The organism is Rhodothermales bacterium, from assembly GCA_041391505.1.
Lineage (GTDB): Bacteria > Bacteroidota > Rhodothermia > Rhodothermales > JAHQVL01 > JAWKNW01.
In genome coordinates, this window is sequence record JAWKNW010000001.1 from 284,067 (window position 1) to 306,300 (window position 22,234).

12 protein-coding genes are annotated in these 22,234 nt (G+C 63.6%); 7 read left to right on the forward strand and 5 right to left on the reverse strand.

Annotated elements, in window-relative coordinates; all coding sequences use genetic code 11:
* Positions 1-101 precede the first annotated feature (101 nt).
* The 4 genes from R2834_01150 to R2834_01165 all read right to left on the reverse strand — a co-directional run bounded on the left by R2834_01150 (position 102) and on the right by R2834_01165 (position 5,844).
* A complete protein-coding gene (locus R2834_01150; protein MEZ4698908.1) occupies positions 102-767 on the reverse strand; it encodes a hypothetical protein in 666 nt (221 codons plus the stop codon).
* 201 nt (positions 768-968) lie between these two features.
* The gene (locus R2834_01155; protein MEZ4698909.1) at positions 969-1,664 is read right to left on the reverse strand and encodes a response regulator transcription factor; all 696 of its coding nucleotides are present in this window, start codon (positions 1,662-1,664) and stop codon (positions 969-971) included.
* 140 nt (positions 1,665-1,804) lie between these two features.
* Entirely contained in the window at positions 1,805-4,939 is a 3,135-nt protein-coding gene (locus R2834_01160) for an ATP-binding protein (GenBank protein MEZ4698910.1), read from the reverse strand.
* Between the two features lie 116 nt (positions 4,940-5,055).
* Positions 5,056-5,844: a TatD family hydrolase gene (locus R2834_01165; GenBank protein MEZ4698911.1), complete on the reverse strand. Its 789-nt coding sequence runs from the start codon at positions 5,842-5,844 to the stop codon at positions 5,056-5,058.
* Between the two features lie 704 nt (positions 5,845-6,548).
* On the opposite strand from R2834_01165, the gene R2834_01170 reads away from it, so the two are divergent.
* The 4 genes from R2834_01170 (at position 6,549) to R2834_01185 (ending at position 13,572) form a co-directional block, all read left to right on the forward strand.
* The gene (locus tag R2834_01170; GenBank protein ID MEZ4698912.1) at positions 6,549-9,098 is read left to right on the forward strand and encodes a histidine kinase; all 2,550 of its coding nucleotides are present in this window, start codon (positions 6,549-6,551) and stop codon (positions 9,096-9,098) included.
* Positions 9,099-9,131: 33 nt separating this feature from the next.
* Positions 9,132-9,986: a LytTR family DNA-binding domain-containing protein gene (locus tag R2834_01175; protein MEZ4698913.1), complete on the forward strand. Its 855-nt coding sequence runs from the start codon at positions 9,132-9,134 to the stop codon at positions 9,984-9,986.
* A gap of 128 nt (positions 9,987-10,114) precedes the next feature.
* Positions 10,115-11,515, forward strand: coding sequence for a SpoIID/LytB domain-containing protein (locus R2834_01180; GenBank protein MEZ4698914.1), 1,401 nt, complete (start codon positions 10,115-10,117; stop codon positions 11,513-11,515).
* Between the two features lie 92 nt (positions 11,516-11,607).
* Positions 11,608-13,572 (forward strand): TonB-dependent receptor, encoded by a 1,965-nt coding sequence (locus R2834_01185; protein MEZ4698915.1) that lies wholly within the window; start codon positions 11,608-11,610, stop codon positions 13,570-13,572.
* Between the two features lies 1 nt (position 13,573).
* On the opposite strand, the gene R2834_01190 is transcribed toward R2834_01185, so the two are convergent.
* Positions 13,574-14,542, reverse strand: a complete 969-nt coding sequence (locus R2834_01190; protein ID MEZ4698916.1) for an isoaspartyl peptidase/L-asparaginase — start codon at positions 14,540-14,542, stop codon at positions 13,574-13,576.
* 183 nt (positions 14,543-14,725) lie between these two features.
* Here R2834_01190 and R2834_01195 point away from each other — a divergent pair, with 183 nt between their 5' ends.
* From R2834_01195 to R2834_01205, 3 genes are all read left to right on the forward strand, one after another.
* Entirely contained in the window at positions 14,726-15,784 is a 1,059-nt protein-coding gene (locus R2834_01195) for an efflux RND transporter periplasmic adaptor subunit (protein MEZ4698917.1), read from the forward strand.
* A 99-nt stretch (positions 15,785-15,883) separates the two neighbouring features.
* The gene (locus R2834_01200) at positions 15,884-19,183 is read left to right on the forward strand and encodes an efflux RND transporter permease subunit (GenBank protein MEZ4698918.1); all 3,300 of its coding nucleotides are present in this window, start codon (positions 15,884-15,886) and stop codon (positions 19,181-19,183) included.
* Entirely contained in the window at positions 19,180-22,221 is a 3,042-nt protein-coding gene (locus tag R2834_01205) for an efflux RND transporter permease subunit (protein ID MEZ4698919.1), read from the forward strand. Before R2834_01200 ends, R2834_01205 begins: the two co-directional genes overlap by 4 nt.
* Positions 22,222-22,234 lie beyond the last annotated feature (13 nt).

The following is a 22,234-nucleotide window of genomic DNA, read 5'->3' on the forward strand; positions in this document are numbered from 1 at the left end:
TTGACTCTTTGCTTGCATTGGGATGTACCCTCAATCCTTGTGGACACGTCTGTAACTTGGTGGCACTGACGAGCTGAACGAGTCGACGCGCGACACTCAGTTCAATAACTGATCAAAATGGATACAGGGAATTCAACGGTATCGGAGAATAGCTCCTTGCCCAGGTAATATTTCCAGCCTAACAGGATCGAGACGTTCTTTGCAGGACGTGCAACGAGGTTAAACCCTACGGACGCGCCTATCTCGGATTCTGACGTCTCGATCGATCCAGTCGGACCATCCAGTTCGGCGTGGGCGCGCAGAAAGAGGAGTTCCGCTTGCGGCACCAGGCTCAGCCAATCGGTAGCATCGAACGTGCGAATCGCGATACCATTGAGCATCACATGGTTTCTCTGGAGCTCTGCGCCATTCACAGCTGCCGGGCGGAGAACATGGTCGTAGGATGCACCTATTCCGAGTGTTAGCGGACTGCCCGATGATTCGCGCAACGGGTAGAACGTAACATTAGGGCCGAATCCAACGATCTCTGATCCAAAATCATTTGGAGAAACGAACGTTGATAGACCAAACTCTACCCACGGTCGATAGACGAGACCCATAGCAACTTGATAGCGGACAATAGAAGCATCTCCAGTGAGTTTTCGGAAACCGGTTTGTACACCAAATCCGCTTTCGATAATACCTCCAAACTGTTGTGCATTGGAATCCCCATTGATGAGCAAGAGCAAGAGAATGAGGGGGGACAGGGAACGATAAATGATTTTCATAACAGGCATAGTGCTGAGAAACGAATACGACTACGGTCCTTCCGAACCCATCAGGCCGGCGACTCGCAGCGTACACCACAATTCGTCCGAACCTGCTGGGCAAAAGGGTTCATGCACTATCCTACTCTATTTTGTGGCGCTCGTCATGACGCATCCTCCTCAAATGGGGAGCGTGTTTCGAACCGCCAACGAGTCATTCCATCAATCCAGTGGATCGATGAGTCCCTCTCGAAATGCCTTTGCAACGGCCTCTATGCCGGAGTGGACATGCAATTTCTGATAGATTGTGCGGATATGATTGTCGACTGTACGGGACGATATGCATAGCAGATTAGCTATTTCCTTCTGGCTCTTTCCATCGCAAAGGTGCTTCAGCACCTCGAATTGCCGGTCCGTCAGCTCATAGTCTTCCGGCGAACGCTGCTGTCGCCTCTTAAAAAAACCGAGTACCTTCCTCGCGATTTCCGGCTCCATGAACAGCGCCCCGTCGACAGCGCGCCGGATCCCGTCCGCTATATCCTCGAACCGCAGATGCTTGCTGATAAACCCGGAAGCGCCAAGACGTAACGCATCGTAAATGTATTCCGCTGTGTCATTGACGGTATGCATGACGATCGGCGTCGTCGGGATTCTCTCCTTGAGTGGCCTGATACTGTCGATTCCGTTCATTCCATCACGAATTTCGATATCGAGAATCACGACATCAGGTCGCTCATCGAGCACATCGAATGCCTTAAAAGCGATTTCGGCCGTTTCGAACACCCGCCGGCACTCGATCCCCGCGAACTGGCTGATCACGTTGCTAAACAGCTGCGCATACATCGCATCGTCTTCGATCATCCAGACTCGAATGGGAGTTGCGACAGGCATCGATGTATCCAGATGTTGATCGTTCATTTTCCGGGTATTATGGTACGACCATCCACATCCGGTCGCATGACGTGTATTCCTCAACATACGGCATGGGGAAAATCCCCTAGCGTCATCAAGCGCCCGCACGGCTCGGACCCTCCTTTTTTGCGCGCTCGATTCCTTGACTAGGCCGGCGTTTCGAGTTCCAGCTCAAATTCCACCCGCGTTCCGACGCCCTTCACGCTGTTGATCGACAGCAAACCGCCGGCTTTCCGGGCACGATGCTCCATGTTTGCCAGACCATTGCCGTGTGTAATTCCATCGCGATCAAATCCTACCCCATTGTCGCCCACGGCAAACCGGAAACGTTCATTTTCATAGGCGATCGAGACGGCGATCTGCGTGCACGCCGCGTGCTTTACGGCATTCCCGACGGCTTCCTTGAACAGCATGAAGACATGCCGCCGGCGTTCCTCTTCAAGCGGAATACCCGGGACACCTTCTTCCGGGCGCACGTCCAGCGATACCCTGGGCGGAGTGGGTAGCCGGCGCAGCCAGCGCTCCATGCGGCTCGCCAGGGCATCGAGGCGGTCGTTTTTGGGATCGGAGTACCACACCGTGTCCTGCAACGACCCCATCAGCTCATCCATCGTGTGGATCTCGACATCCAGCAGGGTCCGGCCCGTATCCGACAGCGTCTCACCCTGCTGGAGCAGCTCAAGCCCTTTTTTATGGATGTTGATGTTGTTGAGCAGGTCGTCGTGCAGGTCGCGCGATAGGCGTTCGCGTTCCTCGTAGCGGTGCTCGCGCTGCGCCTGTGCGAAGGCCATCCTTCGCCGGCGTTCGCGTCGGTAGCCTGCCGCGGCGATCGCGCCAACGAGTAGAAGTGCCGCGACGGCACGAAACCAGGCCGTCCGATAAAACTCCGCTTCGATCACGAACGGATAACGAACCGTGTGCTCGCTACGCCGGCCGTCCTTGTCCACCGCAAAGGCCTCAAACATATAGGCGCCCGGATCGAGGCGCTGATACAGCACATCCTGACGATCGGTCCCGGTCCACCCCTCATCCCGCCCCATCAATCGGAATCGAAATTCCGTGCGACGTTTTTTCGCCGCGCTACGCGTCGACAGGGTGAAATGAATGCTATTCCGTGCACCGGGCAGGAAGCGACTTTCATGCTCCCAGGGCACGGAAACGCCGTTGATGGCCACATCCTTGAGCGCAACATCCGGCGGGTGCGTTGCGATGGAGTCGGGATTGATGATCGCCACGCCGCGCCCCGTGCCCACCCACAGCCTGCCGTCCTGTGCGACGAAGGCCGCATTGCGGGTCCGCATGATCTCGCCGCCCGGGATACCATCTTCGACGTCGAGCGAGAGGACATCGAGACGCCCCTGCCTCCCCAGCATGACCGCATCCAGGCTGGCTCTGCTCAGGCGCATGACTTCGGCCTCCAGCCCGACCCAGATGTCGCCGTGGCGATCCTCCAGAACAAACTGCAATGTATTGCGACGGAGCCCCATCTCGGCGGTATACCGGACGATGCGGTGGCCGTGCAGCCGGAGCAATCCGGCGCCGTCGGTCGTGATCCATCGGTCGCCGGCGGCGTCTTCCATGATCGAAGTAAGCCGCAGGCTGCTGTCGATCAACGGGATGCGCTCGGCCTTCCGCCGGTCGAGGGTAAGATAAAGCCCCAGATCCGTGGCCAGGTAGAGGCTATCCGCGCCGGACGAAAGCATGCCCCGGATCGACCTTCTGGCGGGCAGAGGCATGCCGGCCCATTCCGCTTCCACCAGCCGGTCTCCGCTTCGCCTGTACAGGCCTCCGGCCGTGGCCACCCACATCTGTCCGGTTTTTTCGACATGCACGACATTGGTCGGCACTGGAGTCGCCGGCTGATCGATGACGAGGTGCTCCACGATCCGACCGCCGGCGACCCGCAGCACGGCGCCCTGCGCACCGATCCAGAACGATCCGTCGGGCGCGAGGTGAAACGACTTCACGTGATTGTCCTGAAGCCCATTGGTGCGGTCCAGCGCGGTAAACTGCCCCTCGTGGAAGCGCTGCACGCCTTTGGTCCACACGCTGATCCATACCCCCCCTTCCCCGTCCGGCGCCAGGGCATAAACCTGCGGATCGAGCAAACCTTCATCGGGTGTGATCGCCTCCACCCTCCGGGGCACGACTTGCAGAAGCCCTTGATCTGTCGCCATCCACAGCACGCCGGCCCGATCCATCGCCACGTGATTCACCACCTTCACGAGATAGCGATCGAGCCCGATGGGGACCCAGTGTTCATGCGCATCGTACGCGTACAACTGTGACGCGTAGTCTTTCCGGAGGATCAAAAACAGATGATCCTGGACGTTGTAGAGCATGATGCGGTCTTTGACGAGGTCGATGGGCGCCTCCGGTAGCGGTAGCCGCCGCACCTGTCCGTCCCGCCATGCGGTCAAGCCATCCGGATAGAGGCTCCAGATCGTCCCCCCTTCGTCATCCGACACGGTCAAACGTCCATAAACCTGGTTGTCAAGAGGAGCAATGCGTTCCCATCGGCCGTTGCGCAGGCCATACACGCCCTCGCCATTGGCTAGATAGGGTGTGCCCTCACCTCCGATCGCCACCTGCGAAAAGATGCTCCTCCAGTTGCGGTCCGCATCGTCCAAATCGGGCGGGATGCCCTCTGCGGATGTGTAGACGATCGCGGTATCCCGCATGATGCGGGTCAGGCGACCGATGCCGCTCATCCACAACGTGTATTCGCCATCCACCAGCAGCTGCTCCGTCTCATTGGCCGGAAACCGTCTCGCCCAACTTCCTCCTTCAAACAATCGCATCTCATCCTTCGATCGGACGGCGATGCGGTCGCCGAGACACATCAAGGCATTTATGCCCGTCGCATACTGAACGACTCGGTCCTCCGTATCCGCGTCCCACCGGTAGAGCGCATCGTCACCGCCTGCTGTCAAAAACCACACGCCGGCGTCATCGGGGCAAAACCCGGCGATCCGGTTCGAGCGTCCCCAGCCGCTGACCGCGTCGTTGGACAGGGTCTGGAAGGACGTTCCATCGAACCGGGCCAGTCCGTAAAAGGTCGATACCCATAACGTGCCATCGGGGCCCAACCTGGTTTCGCCGACATAATCCACCGGCAATCCGTCGATCGCCGACCAGTTGCGCACCATGTAACGATTCAGGTGCAGGTCCGCGCGCTGGGCGACGCCGGCGTTGGGCAGCGCGGCCAGGATGGCGCCCAGAACGAGGATAATGCCCGGCTTCTGGCGCCCAGTGGTGTGGCGACGGGACTGAAATGGCATGGCACGCCGTGCGAACAGAACGGCCACGAATAAACGCATCCTTCCTGGAAATTGAAGCTGATTGCACGCTCCAACCCCAATATACCGCCGGAAACAGCGGAATGATAGACCGACACCTACCCGATACCGAACAGCCGGCGCGCGTTCTGCGTGGTGACGGCGGCTACGTCGTCGAGCGAAAGCTGCCTGATCGCCGCCAGCCGCTCGGCGACGAGCCGGACGTACGCCGGCTCGTTTCGCTTGCCGCGGTGGGGCTCCGGCGCCAGATACGGGGCGTCCGTTTCGAGGACGAGATGCTCCAGCGGCACCTCGCGAACGAGTTCGGCGACGCCGCTATTCTTGAAGGTCAGCGTGCCGCCGATGCCCAGCAGGAATCCCATCCCGATCGCCTCGTCGACGAGCCACGCCGGCCCGCCGAAGCAGTGAAAAATGCCGCGCAACCGCGGATCGCCGGCGCCTTCCTCCTTGAGGATGCGGACCATGTCGCGATGGACTTCGTCGCGCCCCTGTTTGTCGCGGCTGTGCAAGATGAGGGGCAATTCCGTTTCGATGGCGAGGCGAATGTGCCGGCGGAACGCGCTTTCCTGCTCGGCATCGAACGACCGGTCCCAGTAATAATCCATCCCGGACTCCCCGACCGCAACCACCCGCGCATCCGCACAGAACGACGCGATCGCCTCGAAGTCCGACTCCCGCGCCGCTTTCGTCTCCGACGGATGCAACGCAGCCATCACGTACAGTCCCGGATACCGATCACACAGCGCCAGGGCCTGCTCCACCGAAGCCACATCGATCGCCGGCATCACTATAGCCTCCACCCCGGCCTCCTTCGCCCGCCCCATCATGGCGTCACGATCCGGTTCAAATCGATCGAGGTAAATATGCGCGTGGGTATCGATCAGCATAGCAGGCGAGAACGTTGTGAAATCGGAAATCGGAAATTGTAAATCGCAAAACAGCCTATTCCCCCGTCGGTTTCATTTCGACGCAGGCCCATGCCCAATGACCGCAATAGCAGCGAGCCATGCCCCGTGACCAATGACCAATGACCGCGAGCGCAGCGAGCCCTAACCAATGTCCCCACTCGCAGCGAGCCCCGACCCAACCCCAGTGACCAATGACCAATGACCGCGAGCGCAGCGAGCCCCGACCCCAGTGACCAATGACCAGTGATGCCAATAAGTAGTTGAATTAGGGCAAAATATCCCAAAATAATGTCATCTCGACCGAAGACGCCGGCTTGCCGGCATTGGAGCGGAGAGACCTCCTTAACATGGGCTTTTGAATGTCATGTGGAGATCGCGACGCTGCCGCATCCTCAAAGGCGCAGTGCTCGGCATAAGGAGGTCTCTCCGCTTCCCCCCGCGTACGCGGGGGTTTCGGTCGAGATGACATTTCTTTTTGCTGAACGTTTCAACGGCTGATTCGCATCAGTGACCAATGACCGCGAGCGCAGCGAGCCCTGACCAATGACCGCGAGCGCAGCGAGCCCGGACCAATGACCGCGAGCGCAGCGAGCCCTGACCAATGACCGCGAGCGCAGCGAGCCCCCTCCGGGAGCGCAATCCGCATCCAGTGCGTATCTTCAGGCACATCTGCAGGCAAACGCGTGAAACGATTCATTCAGATAGCGCCATTTTTCGTCATCCTGGTGCCGCTGCTCGTGCTGATACCGGCCGGCAAGGTGGCGTGGGAATGGATCCAGCTGGCGCGGATCGTGCCGCTCGAAGGGCCCGGCGCGTCGGAACGAGGGTTCGACTGGGTGTCCTGGCAGGATGTAGACGGCGGGATCGTGGCGACGTTCGTGGCGCCGAAGGGGCCGGCGGCGCGCGGCGGCATCGCCGAGAACGACATCTTCTTTTCGCTCGACCAGCAGGTCTATTTTAACGCCGAGGACCTCAAGGAAGCCGTCAACGGCATCCCCCCGGGGAGCACCCGCAGTTATGTCGTGCTCCGTGGCGAGGAGCAGCAGGTCATCGAGGCCCGCGTCCGCGTAACCCGCTATCCGGCCTTTCTGTACCCGCTCTCCGCCTCGCTTTGGCAGTTTTCCATCTGGAGCTTTGCGCTCGCGGCGTTTTTCCATGTGCTGGGTCTGTTGATCGTCGCGCCGCTCGCGATACGGAATCGCAAGGCCAAGCGCGCGCAGCTTTCGCTGCTGCTGATCCTGACCTCCTCGTTCTGGATCTTCGGCAACTGGGTGCGGCTGCTGCTGGTCGAGACGGTAGGCCCGGCCGAAATCACCGGCAGCGCCTACGATCTCGTCTTTCAGATGCTGACGGTACTCAGCATCCTCGGGTGGATCATCTTCCCGGCGCTCCTGCTGCGCAAGGTGCTGGGGGATACGCACCTCATCGGCGCCGGCCGGCTCGGGCGCATCCGGCATCTCATCTACGTCCCCACCGTCATTTTCGGTCTGGCAGCGCTGATCGCGACGGTGAAGGGCAACCTCGGGCCGTTTTCGCTCGACAGCCTCATCGCGCCCCTGCTCCTCTACGCCTCCTGTTACGTCGCCCTCGCCGCGGCGCTCGTGCTGGCGCTGTACGCCATCCGCGGGGACGAGGCGGAGGACATGGTCGGCGGCTGGAGCCGGATCGGGAGCGCGTTGACGCTGCTCTTCGCGGTGTCGATGGCGCTGCTGGTGCTCGGCGTGTTGCCCCTGTTCGGGTCGGCGCCCGACGTGACGGCCGGCTGGCTGATCGTCAGCGCCCAGCTGCTTTCGCTCGGGCCCATGATCCTGGTGTCCCTCGCCACGCTCAAGCAGGGCAAGATCGACAAGGTCCTCAACCGCGCGTTGACGTACCTGACGCTGCTCGGGGTGATCTTTTTCGCCTTCCTCGGCGGCATGGAGATCATGGAGCGGTACGTCGACGACTTCGTCGTTTCGCAGAAGGTGCTCGCCGGCATCTACGTCATCCTCCTCCTGTTCGTTTTCGAGCGCATCGTCCAGCGGGTGCGGTCGTACGCGCCCCGCTTTTTTACGACGGAGCGTCAGATCCTGCGTCAGACCCTGAGCCAGTATCAGCGGCAGATGGGGACCATCGTGGATCTCTACTCCCTCGCCCAGCAGACGGTGCAGACGGTGGGCGAAGCGTTCGACACCCGCTGGTGCGTCTTTTTCATACGGCCGGACGACTCCGCCACCGAGTGGGTTTCCGCCGCGTATCACCCGCAGCCGCCGTATGTCACGGAGCGGATGGCATCGAGCATCTGGCCTGTTTTTGAGGAGGAAGGGAAGATCTGGGCGGTGATGCCCGAACTGAACGAAAGCGCGCTGTCCACCGATGCCCACCAGATGCTGAAGGATCGCGGCGCCGCCCTCGCCATCCCCATCGGGGAAGCAGGCCGGCTCGAGGGGCTCCTGCTGATCGGCGGCCGCGCGCGCCGGCGCTCGGTGTTCAACCTGGAGGATCTCGAATTGCTCAGGGGCCTGAGCGGTCAGCTGGCGCTGGCGATCGAGCGCCTGCTGCTCGTCGAGCGGGAAAAAACCCTCATCCGCGTCAGCGCCGAGGCCGAACTCAAGGCGCTGCGCGCCCAGATCAATCCACACTTCCTCTTCAACGCGCTCAACACGATCATCGCCCTGATCGAGGAGCGTCCGGAGGAGGCGGAGGCTACCGTCCAGCATCTGGCCTCGATCTTCCGGCACATCCTCAACACGAGCAGCCGTCCGTACGTGACGCTCGACGAGGAGCGGCGGCTCGTCAACCACTACCTCAGCATCGAAAAAGCCCGCTTCGGCGATCAGCTGGACGTGCACATCGACATCCCCCCCCAGTACGGCATGCATCCGGTGCCGGCGTTTGCGCTCCAGACCATCGTGGAGAACGCCGTCAAGCACGGCCTCGAAAAGAAGCGCGGCGTGGGGTACCTGCGCATCGCCGGCCGGCAGTTCGGGACCGACGGCGTCGAACTCGTCATCAGCGACACGGGGGTGGGAATCGAGGACCTCTTCGATGCGACCGAGGAGGTGTCCCGGGCCGCCTTCTTCGGCATCGGACTGCAAAACATCGCCACGAGGCTCGAAAAGCTGTACGGGGAAACGGACCTGCTCCAGATTCGTAGCAAACCAGACTCCGGCACCCACGTCACGCTGCGGTTGCCCCGCCCCCGCGCGGCCGTCGATGCGGATGCCTTGTTTCCCGCCGCGGCGTCGCCCTGACGCTCCTGTTTCCGTTGACTCTTTCGAATGCCCATGCTGCGCACCCTCATTGTTGACGACGAGCCGCCGGCCCGGAAGCGCCTTCGCACCATGCTGTCCAGCCTGGCCCAGGAGGGTCGGCTCGAGATCGTGGCCGAGGCCGGCGACGGCGTCGAGGCCCTCGAGGTGATCCAGAACCAGCCGATCGACCTGCTTTTCCTCGATATCCGGATGCCGGAGCTCGACGGCTTCGCGGTGCTGGAACGCATCCCGAAGGACGCTATGCCGGTCGTGGTGTTCACCACGGCCTACGACCACTACGCCCTCAGGGCATTCGAGGCGAACGCGATCGACTATCTGCTCAAGCCCATCGAACGGGGCCGGCTCGAGGAGTCGGTGGCCCGCGCCGAGCGCGCGACCGGCACGCACGAGGAGCGCCAGGAGAACGACGACCGGCTGGGGAAGCTGCTGGACTGGCTCGAGACGCAGAGCACCCGCGGCGGCGATGCAGCCGCGGCGCCGGCCAGCGCGTCTCCGTTCATGCGCCAGATCTCCATCCCCTATCGGGACCGCATCCTCGTCATCCCCATCGAGCGGCTCGCTTCGGCGGAGATCAACGAGGGGATCACCCGGCTCTATATCCTCGCCGAGCCCACGGATCCCGCGAAGAACCGCATCAGGCAGCACATCGTCAATTACACGCTCGAGCAGCTGGAGGAGCATCTCGATCCGGATACCTTCATGCGCGTGCACCGCTCCGCGATCGTCCATATCGACCACATCAAGGAGATGATTCCCTGGTTCAGCGGACGCTACAAGCTGATCCTCTCGGGCGGGCACGAAGTGATCGCGAGCCGCGAGCGTTCGAAGGTATTAAAAGATCGGCTGATGGTCGATCTGAAGAAGTAAGTCCGTTTTTCACACCGGGCCGATCTGCCGCATACCGGGTGAAAAATATCCGTTTGGGGAGCTATTTGTCCTTCGCCGGCGTATATTCCGTTATTCTTGCAGGTTGCACTCCCATCCCATCGCTCTACATGCCGCAGCTCGTCGCACGCATCTGGGCAACGTCACTCCTGCTGGCCGCGCTCGTCGCCACGCCGGCCACCGCGCAGCCGACGCCGTTCGATTCCGTCCAGGTCCGTCTGCTCAAAAGCGCCCTGCCTCGAACCATCGTGGTCAGCGGCTCACAGGGGCTGGACCTCTTTTCGGCGAACGAGCCCAACGCCATCGCCCGGCTCAAGCCGAACGAAAAACTGACCATCACGACCAGCGGCTCCCGGCTGTATTTCAAGCTCCGCGATGCCGGCGGCATCTATGCCATCCGCCTTCGCCTCATCCAGCCGGACGATGGCGAACTGACGATCGAACTGGCCGAGGCGCAGAGCAAGCCGACGAGGGATCACATCTACAAAGGCCTGATGAAGGTGGAGGTCGACCCCACCCGCGCCGCCACCGTCAAAATGGTGAATCAGGTAGCGATTGAGGACTATGTTGAAAGCGTGCTGTCGAGCGAGTTCGGGTTCGAGGAACTCGAGGCCTCGAAGGCCATGGCGATCTGCATCCGCACCCTGTCCTGGCGGTCACTCCTGCAACACGGTCCCGAATACGAGCTGCCGGATCACGACATCTGGCAGGTCTACCACGGCGTCTCCCCGATAACGCGGACCGCGCGCGAGGCGACCCGCCGGACGGAAGGCCAGGTTATGACCTACGGCGGCGAGTTGATCGAGGCGGTTTATCATTCCTCGAGCGGCGGCTACACCGCGAACCACGAGGAAGTGTGGGACGCCCAGCTCGTCTTGCCCTATCTGCGCGGGAAACGCGACCCGTACGATGCGATTTCTCCCTATTCCGACTGGACCATCGAACTCCCCAAAAAGGAACTGCTCCAGGCGCTATCGGAAGATAACGACATGAAAGTCACCGGCATCCGGGTGGATGGCATCGGGCGGGATCGCCGCGTGAAAAACGTGCTCCTCCTCCAGAGCAACGGGGATCCGCGGTCGATCCGGAGCAATGCGTTCAGGTTGACCGTCAACCGCCGCTTCGGCAAGGACAAGCTGCGCAGCACCCTGTTCACGGTCGACAGCAAAGCCGACTCGTATGTCTTTACCGGCAAGGGCTTCGGGCACGGGGTCGGATTGAGCCAGTATGGCGCGCTGGAGATGTCGAAGCAAGGGCATCTGTACAACGAGATCCTCGCGTATTATTTTGAGGGCGTGACGGTGGGTCAACCATCCGGGTACGAGGAGCTCGTCGCCGGCAATGCCGGCAACGCCAACGTCCCGACCGCCCAGGCCATGGGCTTCCCGCGCGAGGAATCGCCTTCGAAGCCCGAGGTCGTGGAGGAAGCCCCGCCGATCCAGATTGACTTCGAGTTGCCCGCGCCGGCCGAGAGCGCGAAAAAGACGTCGCGACGCCGGATCGGGTGGTAATCCCCGGGGTATTCCGTACCCCTTCACCCCCTTCGATCCCTACCCCGTTGTTCACCCGAATTGCCTGCCTCGCCGTTCTCCTCTTCCTCTCCATGTCGCCTGCTCGCGCGCAGCAGCTGCCGGCGGACACCCTGTCTATGACGCTGCCCGGCATCGCGGTCGAGGCATCCCGCACGCCTTCGGCGGAATCGCCGCTGGCCGCCATGGGCATGGCCCGTTCCGAACGCGTCCAGTACGAGCCGGCGGTGAGCCTCGATGAGGTCCTGAGCGAACTGCCCGGGCTCTGGGTCAACGACCGCAACAACGCCGCCCTCGGCGAACGCATGTCGATCCGCGGGATGGGCTGGAGCAGTGCCTTCGGCGTCCGCGGCGTCCAGGTGATCCTCGACGGCATCCCCCTCACGATGCCCGACGGCCAGGCCATCACGGACATCATCGACCCCTCGATGATCCGCCGCGCCGAAATCGTGCGCGGTCCGGCCTCCTTTCTCTGGGGCAACGGCAGCGGCGGCGTGCTCTTCCTCTCCACCGACGACACCCGGCGTGAAGGGTATGCGCGGCTCCGCGGGGCCGGCGGCAGCGACGGCTTTCAGCAGCTGGCCGCCGAAGCCGTGGCCCTGCCGGGAGGTCAGCGCGTGCACGCTTTCGTGTCGGACAACCGGCGCGGCGGCTTTCGCGACTACAGCGCCAGCCGGCTGACGCGGGCCGCCCTGCACGGCGACATCGCGATCGGCACAAAAGCCCGACTGAAACTCATGGGCGCATTCGCCGACCAGGACGCTGAAAACCCCGGCGCCCTCACCCTCGCCCAGTTCGACGAAAACCCGAGCCAGGCGGACAGCCGCAACATCAATGCGCTCGCGGCCAAACGCAGCACGCAGTACCAGGCCGGCGCGTCCCTGTATCAGGATACCCCGTTCGGCCTGGCCCAGGTGACGCTCTACGGCATCCGGCGCGACCTCGACAACCCGCTCACGTTTGCCTACGTCGACCTCGGCCGGTCCGCCGGCGGCGCGCGCGTTTCGCTCCAGAAAGAGGGGCCGCTCTGGACCGTCGGCCTCGGCGCCGACGCCGGCCTGCAGTCGGACGATCGCCTCAACCTCAACAACGACGGCGGTCAGCCGGGCGACGTGCTGTCGCTCGACCAGCAGGAGGATGTCTCGAACGTCGCCGTCTACGGTTTCCTGACGACCCATCTCTCGCCGGCGTTCGACGTGAGCGTCGGGCTCCGTGCGGACCGCGTCCAGTTTTCGATGGAAGATCATCTGCTTTCCAACGGAGACCAGTCGGGCGACCGGACGTTCTCGGCCGTGAGCCCATCCATCGCCCTCTCCTACCGCCTGAAGCAGACGCACCTCTACGGAAACGTCCGCACGGGCTTCGAGACGCCGACCACCACCGAACTCGTCAACCGCCCCGACCTCACGGGCGGCTTCAACCCGGACGCCGACCCGCAGCGTGTGTTTGGTGTGGAGGCCGGCGTGCGCGGCTCCATCGGCGGCGAGGGCGTCCGCTACGACGTGGCGCTCTACAGCATGCGCATCACCGATCGCCTGGCGCCGTTCCAGACCGAAGCCGGCGGCGACCGCACCTTCTACCGGAACAGCGGGGCCAATACGCACCAGGGCGTCGAGGCGTTCGTCACCTTCCCGGTGGCGCCGGGGCTCGACCTTTCGGCGACCTACACGGGGGGCCTCTACGAATACGATGAGGATGATCTGGCCGGCAAACGCCTGCCCGGGGTTCCGGATCACCGCCTGTACGCGTCGGCCCGCTACGCCGTCGGCCCGCTCTGGGTGCGGGTGTCGAGCGAAAGCGTGTCGTCCTATTACGTCGACGACGCCAACTCCGCGAAAAACGAAGGCTACACGATTCTCGACCTCAACGTCGGCGGCAAACTCGGCAAGGGACGCTACACGGCGATGCCGTTCGTACGGCTCGCCAACGCGCTTGACCGGACCTACGCCGGCTCGATCGTCGTGAACGCCTTCGGGGGGCGCTATTTCGAGCCGTCGCCGGGGCGCAGCATCCAGGCCGGCCTGAACGTGACGCTCTGACTCAGCGGTCGATGCGCCACCACGGCGCGCCGCCCTGGCGCCAGCCGGCGCGCGCCATGCGCGGCGTCGTAAAGGCCCAGGCCGCCGCGCCCGTACGGCTCATGAGCAAGAGCCCGCCCGTGGCGCCGTGGCCGTCGGCATTCTGGACGCGCCCGAACAGATCGTCCATGCGCTCCCGCGCGGCATCGACCGGCATGGCGCCGCGCCCGACGGCGTCGACAGCGCGCGCACACAGCGCGACGGTCGCAATCGCTTCGCCCCATCCCGTGGCGCTCGCCGCGGCCCCGTCATCCGCGTAGAAGCCGCATCCCGGCAGCGGCGAATCCCCGATACGACCCGACGGGCGGAAGGGCGTCCCGCCGGTGGAGGTCGCCGCCGCCAGCCGGCCCGCTGCATCGAGCGCGACACATCCCACGGTTCCACGCGGGGCCGGCTCCCGGTGAAACGGATGGCTGGTGTGGTAGCCCTCTCGATCGCGAAGCCGTTCGTAGCGCGCGCGTTCGCGCGGGTGCACCAGCGCGGCCGGCTCCACGAGCATCAGCCCCTGCTCACGCGCGAAGGCCTCGGCGCCGCCCCCCGCAAGCAGACAAAACTCACCGCGTCCTACCTCACGAATCCGATCGGCCGCGCAGATCGGGTTGGCCACCGTGCGAACCCCGGCCACCGCGCCAAAGCGCAAGGTGCTGCCGCACATGATGCCGGCATCCAGTTCCACCGTCCCCTCGCGCGTGAGCACCGCTCCCCTGCCGGCATCGAACGCGCCGTGTGTCTCGAGCAGGGCTACAACCTCCCGAACCGTCCGCACGGCCGTCGCCCCCTCGGCAAGCAGGCGGCTCCCGAGTCCGACTGCCTGCTCGAGGCCGTCGAGATGATCCGGGCATTCCTCGTCCGGAATATCCCAGGCTCCCCCATGAATGAGCAGGGCCGGCCCGGGCCCGTGCAGCGCTCCTGCGACAACTTGTGACGCCATGGTGTATCTCGATCCCGTGGTGGTTGATGAAGCGCGGGAAGATACGACCGGAGCCGCCGCACCCGCCAGGAGGCGCCGGCGGGCCGGTGGCATGCCTTTTTTGTGAAGCCTGTAACACCCGTCGGAGCCCACCCGTACTGGCTTCCGAAACCCCTTCCGAAACGTAGTTTGCAAAGGATTTGTATGCGTATACTCCTGTCGTTCGCCAGTTTGTTGTTGATGGCCTTCGTACTGACCGCTTCCAGCGGATGCAGCGGCGAGGCCCAATCCAAGGCGCCCGAGGACGAAAAAGAGGAAGAAACATCGATCCCCGTGGAGGCCGTCACCGCGTCGATGGGCCCCATATCAGCCTACTATACGGGGACCGCATCCCTTGAGGCCGAGGAAGAGGCGAGCGTAGCCACCAAGGCCGGCGGCGTTGTCACCCAGCTGTTTGTCGAGGAAGGGCAATACGTCAAAGCCGGCCAGGCCCTGGCGCAGCTCGACGGCGAACGCCTCGCGCTCGAACTGGCCCGTTCGGAAGTCAACCTGAACAAGCTGAAACGGGAGCACGAGCGCAATACGGGGCTGTACGAGAAGCAGCTTATTTCCGTGGAAGAGTACGAGCGCATCCGGTCCGACTTCGAGGCGCAGCAAGCGGCCTACAACCTCGCGAAGCTCGAACTCGACTATACGACCATCCGCGCCCCGATCTCGGGCATCATCGCCCAGCGCCACATCAAGGTCGGCAATACGCTCCGGATCAACGACCCTGCCTTTCACATCTCCGATTTCGACCCGCTTCTCGCCGTGATGTACGCGCCGGAGCGCGAACTGGGCAAACTGCGCGTGGGACAGGAGGCGAGGTTGTCGGTGGATGCCCTCGCCCAGAACGTGTTCAGCGGGACGATCAAACGCATCAGCCCGATCGTCGACCCCGAAACCGGTACGTTCAAGGTGACCATCGAGGTCAGGGACGCCAGCAAGCAGCTGAAGCCCGGCATGTTCGGGCGGATCCAGATCGTCTACGACACCCGCGAGAGCACCCTGCTGGTCCCCAAGGAAGCCGTCGTTGAAGAGGACGAAGTCGCTTCGGTATACATCGTCCAGAACGGCGAGGCGTTCCGCAAGACCGTCGAGCGGGGCTACAACGACAGCCGGCATTTCGAGATTCTGTCGGGCATCGTCGAGGGCGACACCGTGATCACCGCCGGCCAGGCCAGCCTCCGCGACAGCAGTCGCGTGGATGTCATCTGGCGCTGAGTTTAACGTTCCAAGATCTTGGTTTAAGGGGATTCTGTAGCACGAGCTCGCCTCATGCTGCCTGTCCTTGAACATTGAACCTATTCCCTTGAACTGTCCATGAGCATCATCGACCTCTCGATTCGGCGGCGCGTCACCATCGCCATGTTCACGCTGGCGGTGCTGTTGTTCGGAACGGTCTCGCTGAGCCGGCTTTCGCTCAATCTGCTGCCGGACCTCACGTTCCCGACCCTCACGGTGCGCACGACCTACGAAGGCGCCGCGCCGGCGGAGATCGAAAACCTGATCTCCAAACCGATCGAGGAAGCGCTGGGCGTCGTCAAGAACCTCGTCAAGCTCGAGTCGATCTCACGCACCGGCCAATCGGATGTCGTGCTCGAGTTTGCCTGGGGGGCGGACATTGACGTGGCCCGGATGGAGGTGCGTGAAAAACTCGACGCCCTGCAGCTCCCGCTCGAAGCCGAGCGCCCCGTCCTGCTCCGGTTCGACCCCTCGCTCGATCCGATCATGCGTTTCGGGCTCTTCAAGACATCCGACGCCGCGCTCGTCGCGGACGCCGGCGAGACGCCGGTAGCCTTCGTCGAGGAGGAGGATAACTTCGATGACGCCGGGCTCAAGCAGCTTCGCCGCTACGCCGACGAGCAGCTGAAGAAGGACATCGAGTCGACCGCCGGCGTCGCCGCCGTCAAGGTCAGCGGCGGCCTCGAGGATGAGGTTCAGGTGCTGCTCGACCAGAAAAAACTGTCGCAGTTGAACCTGACCGTCAGCCAGGTCGCGCAGGTGCTCCGCTCGGAAAACGTCAACCTCTCGGGCGGCCGGCTGGAAGAAGGCATCCAGGAGTATCTGGTGCGGACGGTCAACGAGTTTGGCAGCGTCTCCGAGATCGGCGACGTCATCGTGGCCGAAGGCGGCCTTACCCCGGTGTACCTGCGGGACATCGCGTCGGTGCAGCTCGGCTACAAGGAGCGCGAGGCGATCACGCGCATCAACGGCCGCGAGGCCGTCGAGGTCGCCATCTACAAGGAAGGCGACGCCAACACCGTCGATGTGGCGCGCAACGTCGAACGCCGGCTTGAGCAGATCAAGGCCTCGCTGCCGGCGAACATGACGATGGAGAAGGTCTACGACCAGTCGACCTTCATCGAAAACGCCGTCAACGAAGTGGTCAACGCCGGCATCGTCGGCGGCATCCTGGCCATCCTGATCCTCTACCTCTTCCTGCGCGACTTCCGGACCACGCTGATCATTTCGATCTCGATCCCCGTCTCCGTCATCGCGACGTTCAACATGATGTACGGCTTCGACCTGACGCTGAACATCATGTCGCTCGGAGGGCTGGCGCTCGGCATCGGTCTGCTGGTGGACAACTCCATCGTCGTGCTGGAAAACATCGCGCGCCACCGCGAGCTGGGCGCCAGCACGATGGAAGCGGCGCGCCTCGGGGCCCGGGAAGTGACCCAGGCCGTCGTCGCCTCGACGCTCACCACCATCGCCGTGTTTTTCCCGCTCGTTTTTGTGCAGGGCATCGCCGGCCAGCTCTTCCGCGACCAGGCGCTCACGGTGACCTTCAGCCTCCTCGCCTCACTGATCGTGGCGATCACGCTGATCCCCATGATGGCCTCGCTCCGCAAGGACGGTCCGGTCGCTCCGCCCGAGGCCCCGCCGCTCAAGACGCCGCGCACCGCGTTCGGCCGGGCCATGCAAGCGACGCGCATCGCCGTGTTTCGCCGCTTCCCGAACGCCGTCGCCTACGGCATCTACAAAACCGCCTCCTTCATCGGGCGAGGCATGCGTCTGGCGTTTACGCCGCTCGTGTCCCTGTTCAACGGCGGCTACAACTTCCTGGCGGACCGGTATCAGCCGGTCCTTCGCTGGTCGCTCGGCCATCGCGGCGCCGTGCTCGGACTGGCTGTGCTGGCCTTCGCCGGCTCGCTGCTGCTCGTGCCGCAGCTGGGCGTCGAACTCATCCCGCAGCTGACGCAGGGCGAGTTCAACGTCTCGTTCCGACTCGCTCCGGGCACCCCGCTCGAGCAAACCGACCAGGTGTTGCGGCGCATGCAGCTGGCCGCCGTGGATGTCCCGGCGATCTCTTCGTCCTTCGCCGTCGCCGGTACGGGCAACCGGATGGACGCCAACCCCGATCAGGGCGGCGAAAACTGGGGCGAGGTGCATGTGGCGCTGGATCCTGCCGCCGGCCCCGGCGGCGAGGCCACGGCGATGGAGACGCTCCGCGGCGCGCTACGCAACGAACCCGGCATCCAGTACGAATTCAGCTATCCGACCCTCTTCACGTTCGACACCCCGATCGAAATCGAGGTCTCCGGCTACGAGCTCGAACGGCTCAAGGAAGTCTCGCAGGCCATCGCCGCCGGCATGGGCGCGTCCGACCGCTTCGCCGACGTCAAGTCGACCATGGAGCGGGGCAACCCGGAGGTGCAGATCTTCTTCGACCGCGAGCGCGCCGCCGCGCTCGGTCTCCCTGTCCACGAACTCGCGCGCCGGGTCGTCGGCAGCGTACGCGGCGACATCGCGACCCGGTACTCGTGGCGCGATCGCAAGATCGACGTGCTCGTGCGCGTCCAGGAGCGCGACCGGCAGGACATCGACCGGATCCGCGAACTGATCATCAACCCCGAGAGCGCGCGCCCCATTCCCCTCTCCGCGGTGGCGGACGTCGTCATCAACACCGGCCCGGGGGAGATACGGCGCATCGGGCAGGAACGCGTCGCCATCGTGAGCGCGAACCTCAACTACGGCGACCTCGGCGCCGCGGCGGAGGAGCTGAACGCGATCATCGACGGCACCCCGATCCCGACGGGCATCGGCGTGCGGCTGAGCGGCCAGAGTGAGGAGATGGACCGCAGCTTTCAGTCGCTCCTGCTCGCCCTCCTGCTGGCCGTCTTCCTCGTCTACCTGATCATGGCCTCGCAGTTCGAGTCGCTGCTGCATCCCTTCGTCATCTTCTTCAGCATCCCGCTGGCCCTGATCGGCGCGATCGTGTCGCTGTGGATCACGAATTCCACGATCAGCGTCGTCGTGTTCATCGGGTTGATCCTGCTCGCCGGCATCGTGGTCAACAACGCCATCGTGCTCGTCGACCTCATCAACCAGCTGCGCGCCCAGGGCGCCGGCAAGGTGGATGCGATCCTCGAAGCCGGCAAGATGCGGCTGCGACCGATCCTCATGACGACCCTCACGACGACCCTCGGCCTGCTCCCGCTCGCGCTGGGCTTTGGCGAGGGCGCCGAGATCCGCGCCCCGATGGCCATCACCGTCATCGGCGGCCTGTCGGTGTCGACGCTGCTGACCCTGGTCGTCATTCCCGTGATGTACACCCTGCTCGACCGGCGCCCCGACGCCCCGCCGGCCGCCGACGCTTCGATGGAGACCGCACCATGAGCATGACCGACCTCTCCATCCGCCGTCCGGTCACGGTGCTGATGACGTTTCTCTCCCTGATCGTCGTGGGGCTGATCGCGGCGCGGCTGCTGCCGCTCGAATATTTCCCGTCGATCGACTTCCCCGGCGTCTTCGTGCAGATCCCCTACCGCGGGTCGACGCCCGAGGAAGTCGAGAAGCAGATCACCCGGCCGGCGGAAGAAGTGCTCGCCACGATCAGCGGCCTCAAGCTGATGAGCACCACGTCGGACGAGAGCGGGGCGCAGATTTTCCTGCGCTTCGACTGGGGCGAGGAAACCACGCTGAAGGCGCTCGAAGTCCGCGAAAAAATCGACGGCATCCAGAAGCAATGGCCGTCGGATGTGGAGCGGTACTTCACGTTCCAGTTCTCGACGAACGACATGCCCGTGCTCATGATGCGCATCTCGTCGGAGCGCGATCTGTCGGGCGCGTATGAGCTGCTGAACCGGAAGCTGAAACGCCGGCTCGAACGTGTCGACGGCGTGTCGAAGGTCGAACTCTACGGCGTGTACCCGCGCGAAGTGCGGATCGAGTTGATGGCCGACCGCGTGGCGGCGCACAACATCAACCTCGTGGAGCTGGCGAACGAACTGAGCCAGAGCGATTTTTCGCTCACCGCCGGCCGGATCACCGACGGCGGCAAACGCTTCACCCTGCGGCCGCTCGGCGAGCTGAAGTCGCTCGAACAGATCCAGGAACTGGTCCTCAACCGCGAAGGCCTGCGGCTCGACGACATCGCGCAGGTGTCGTTCGAGGAGCCCGAACGCACGGAAGGCCGGCATCTCAGCGGCACCTATGCGATCGGGATGAACATCTCGAAGGAATCGGGCGCCAACACCGTGGAGGTCGCCCGGCTCGTCGAGCGCGAGATCGAGGCGCTGAAGGATGACCCGGAGATGACCGGCATCAACATCTTCTACATGAACAACGCGGCCGACGGCATCGTCTCGTCGCTGCGCGACCTGCTGGAAAGCGGCCTCATCGGAGCGCTGTTTTCGCTCATCGTGCTGTACCTGTTTTTGCGGCGGATGAGCACGACGCTCATCGTGACCCTCGCCGTGCCGGTGTCGATCATCATCACGCTCGGGGCGCTGTATTTCACGGGGCTGTCGCTCAACATCCTCTCGATGATGGGCCTGATGCTCGCGGTCGGGATGCTCGTCGACAACGCCGTCGTCGTGACCGAGAGCGTGCACCGGCATCAGACGCTCGACCCGGACCAGCCCGTCGAAGCCACGCGCCGCGGCGTGAAGGAAGTGGCGCTCGCCGTCACCGCCGGCACCATAACAACCGGCATCGTCTTTCTGCCGTTCATCGTGAGCCCGGCGGACGAGGTGACCCTCTTCCTGAAGCATGTCGCGATCTCGATCTGCATCGCGCTGGGCATCTCGCTCATCCTGTCGATGACGGTCGTGCCGTTGCTGATGGCGCGGCTCAAGCCGGCGCCTCAGGATCTGGAGAAGAAGACCTACATCGACCGCATCGTGCTGCGCTACGACCGCGTCCTGACCTGGCTGGTGGATCACCGGTGGGCCTCCGTCGCCCTCATGATCGGCACGCTGGCGAGCGTGATCATCCCGATGAGCTTCGTCAACATGGATTTTTTCCCGGACGACGAAGGGACGGAGCGGCGCATCGAGCTGCATTACCACATCAACGGCGCCTACACCCTGGATCGCGTCGAGACAGCGGTCGAGGAAGTCGAAGCCTTCCTCTTCGCGCACCGGGATTCGTTTGAAATCGAGTCGGTCTACAGCTACTACACCCCCGGATACGCGCAGTCTTCCCTGCTCCTGAAAGGCGGCGAGGACGCCCTGCGCAGCCTCGAGGAGATCCAGAACGACATCCGCGCCGGCATGCCCAAGATGGCCATCGCCAACCCGTCCTTCAGCTGGCAGAGCGGCAATGACGAGGAGGGCATCCGCGTGGTGCTCTCCGGCGAATCCAGCGAGCGGCTGGTCGAGATCTCCAACGAGGTGGCGCGCGTGCTCGGGCGCGTGGACGGCTTTACGGACGTGCGCTCCGAGGCGACCCGCGGCGACGAAGAGATCCAGGTGGTGGTGGACCGCGAACGGGCGCGGCGCTACGGTTTTTCGACGGAGCAGATCGCCACCACGGTGTCGACCGCCATGCGCGGCTACAACCTCCGCCGCTACCGCACGCCCGACGGCGAGGTCGAGATGCGGCTGGCGTTCCAGCGGGACGACCAGCGCAGCCTGCAGGATCTGGAAAACCTGTCCGTCCAGGGCGCCGGCAACGAGACGGTGCGCCTCGCAGCGCTGGCGAACCTCAAGCAGCGCCGCGGGCCGCAGTCGATCCAGCGCGAAAACCGCATCACGATGCTGGGCATCCAGGTCAACCTCGACGGCATCAACAAGGACGAGGGCCGCGAGAAGCTCGAAGCCGTGCTGGCCAACTACCAGCTGCCGCCGGGCTACCAGTGGGGCTACAGCCAGCGCCGCTCGGATGAGGAGACATCCCAGCAGCTCATGATGGTGAACCTGCTCCTCGCGCTGGTGCTGATCTACATCGTGATGGCAGCGCTGTTCGAGTCGCTCATCCACCCGGCCGCGATCTGGACCTCGATCCTCTATGCGATCGTCGGCGTCTTCTGGTTCTTCTTTATTACCAACACGACGCTGCAGATCATGTCCTGGATCGGGGTGCTGATCCTGATCGGGGTCGTGGTGAACAACGGGATCGTGCTGATCGACCACATCAACTTCCTGCGCGGCGAGGGGCTGGAACGGCGGGAGGCCATCCTGAAGGCCGGCCACGACCGCTTCCGTCCGATCGTCATGACCGCCGCCACGACCGTGCTGGGCCTCATCCCCCTCTGCGTCGGGACGACGCAGCTCGGCGGCGACGGCCCGCCGTATTTCCCGATGGCGCGCGCCATCGTGGGCGGATTGTCGTTCTCGACGGTCGTCACCCTCATCATCCTCCCCACCATCTACATTCTTCTGGACGACCTCCGCGACTGGAGCCGGCGCGTGGCGTATGCCGCCAAAAAGTGACCGCCGCCGCGCC

Coding starts and splice junctions, on each gene's coding strand:
- R2834_01165 (MEZ4698911.1), bottom strand. CDS start 5,844: ATGCTGATCGATACCCACGCGCATATTTACCTCGATCGATTTGAACCG.
- R2834_01180 (MEZ4698914.1), top strand. CDS start 10,115: ATGCCGCAGCTCGTCGCACGCATCTGGGCAACGTCACTCCTGCTGGCC.
- R2834_01185 (MEZ4698915.1), top strand. CDS start 11,608: ATGTCGCCTGCTCGCGCGCAGCAGCTGCCGGCGGACACCCTGTCTATG.
- R2834_01155 (MEZ4698909.1), bottom strand. CDS start 1,664: ATGAACGATCAACATCTGGATACATCGATGCCTGTCGCAACTCCCATT.
- R2834_01175 (MEZ4698913.1), top strand. CDS start 9,132: ATGCTGCGCACCCTCATTGTTGACGACGAGCCGCCGGCCCGGAAGCGC.
- R2834_01200 (MEZ4698918.1), top strand. CDS start 15,884: ATGAGCATCATCGACCTCTCGATTCGGCGGCGCGTCACCATCGCCATG.
- R2834_01205 (MEZ4698919.1), top strand. CDS start 19,180: ATGAGCATGACCGACCTCTCCATCCGCCGTCCGGTCACGGTGCTGATG.
- R2834_01160 (MEZ4698910.1), bottom strand. CDS start 4,939: ATGCCATTTCAGTCCCGTCGCCACACCACTGGGCGCCAGAAGCCGGGC.
- R2834_01195 (MEZ4698917.1), top strand. CDS start 14,726: ATGCGTATACTCCTGTCGTTCGCCAGTTTGTTGTTGATGGCCTTCGTA.
- R2834_01150 (MEZ4698908.1), bottom strand. CDS start 767: ATGAAAATCATTTATCGTTCCCTGTCCCCCCTCATTCTCTTGCTCTTG.
- R2834_01190 (MEZ4698916.1), bottom strand. CDS start 14,542: ATGGCGTCACAAGTTGTCGCAGGAGCGCTGCACGGGCCCGGGCCGGCC.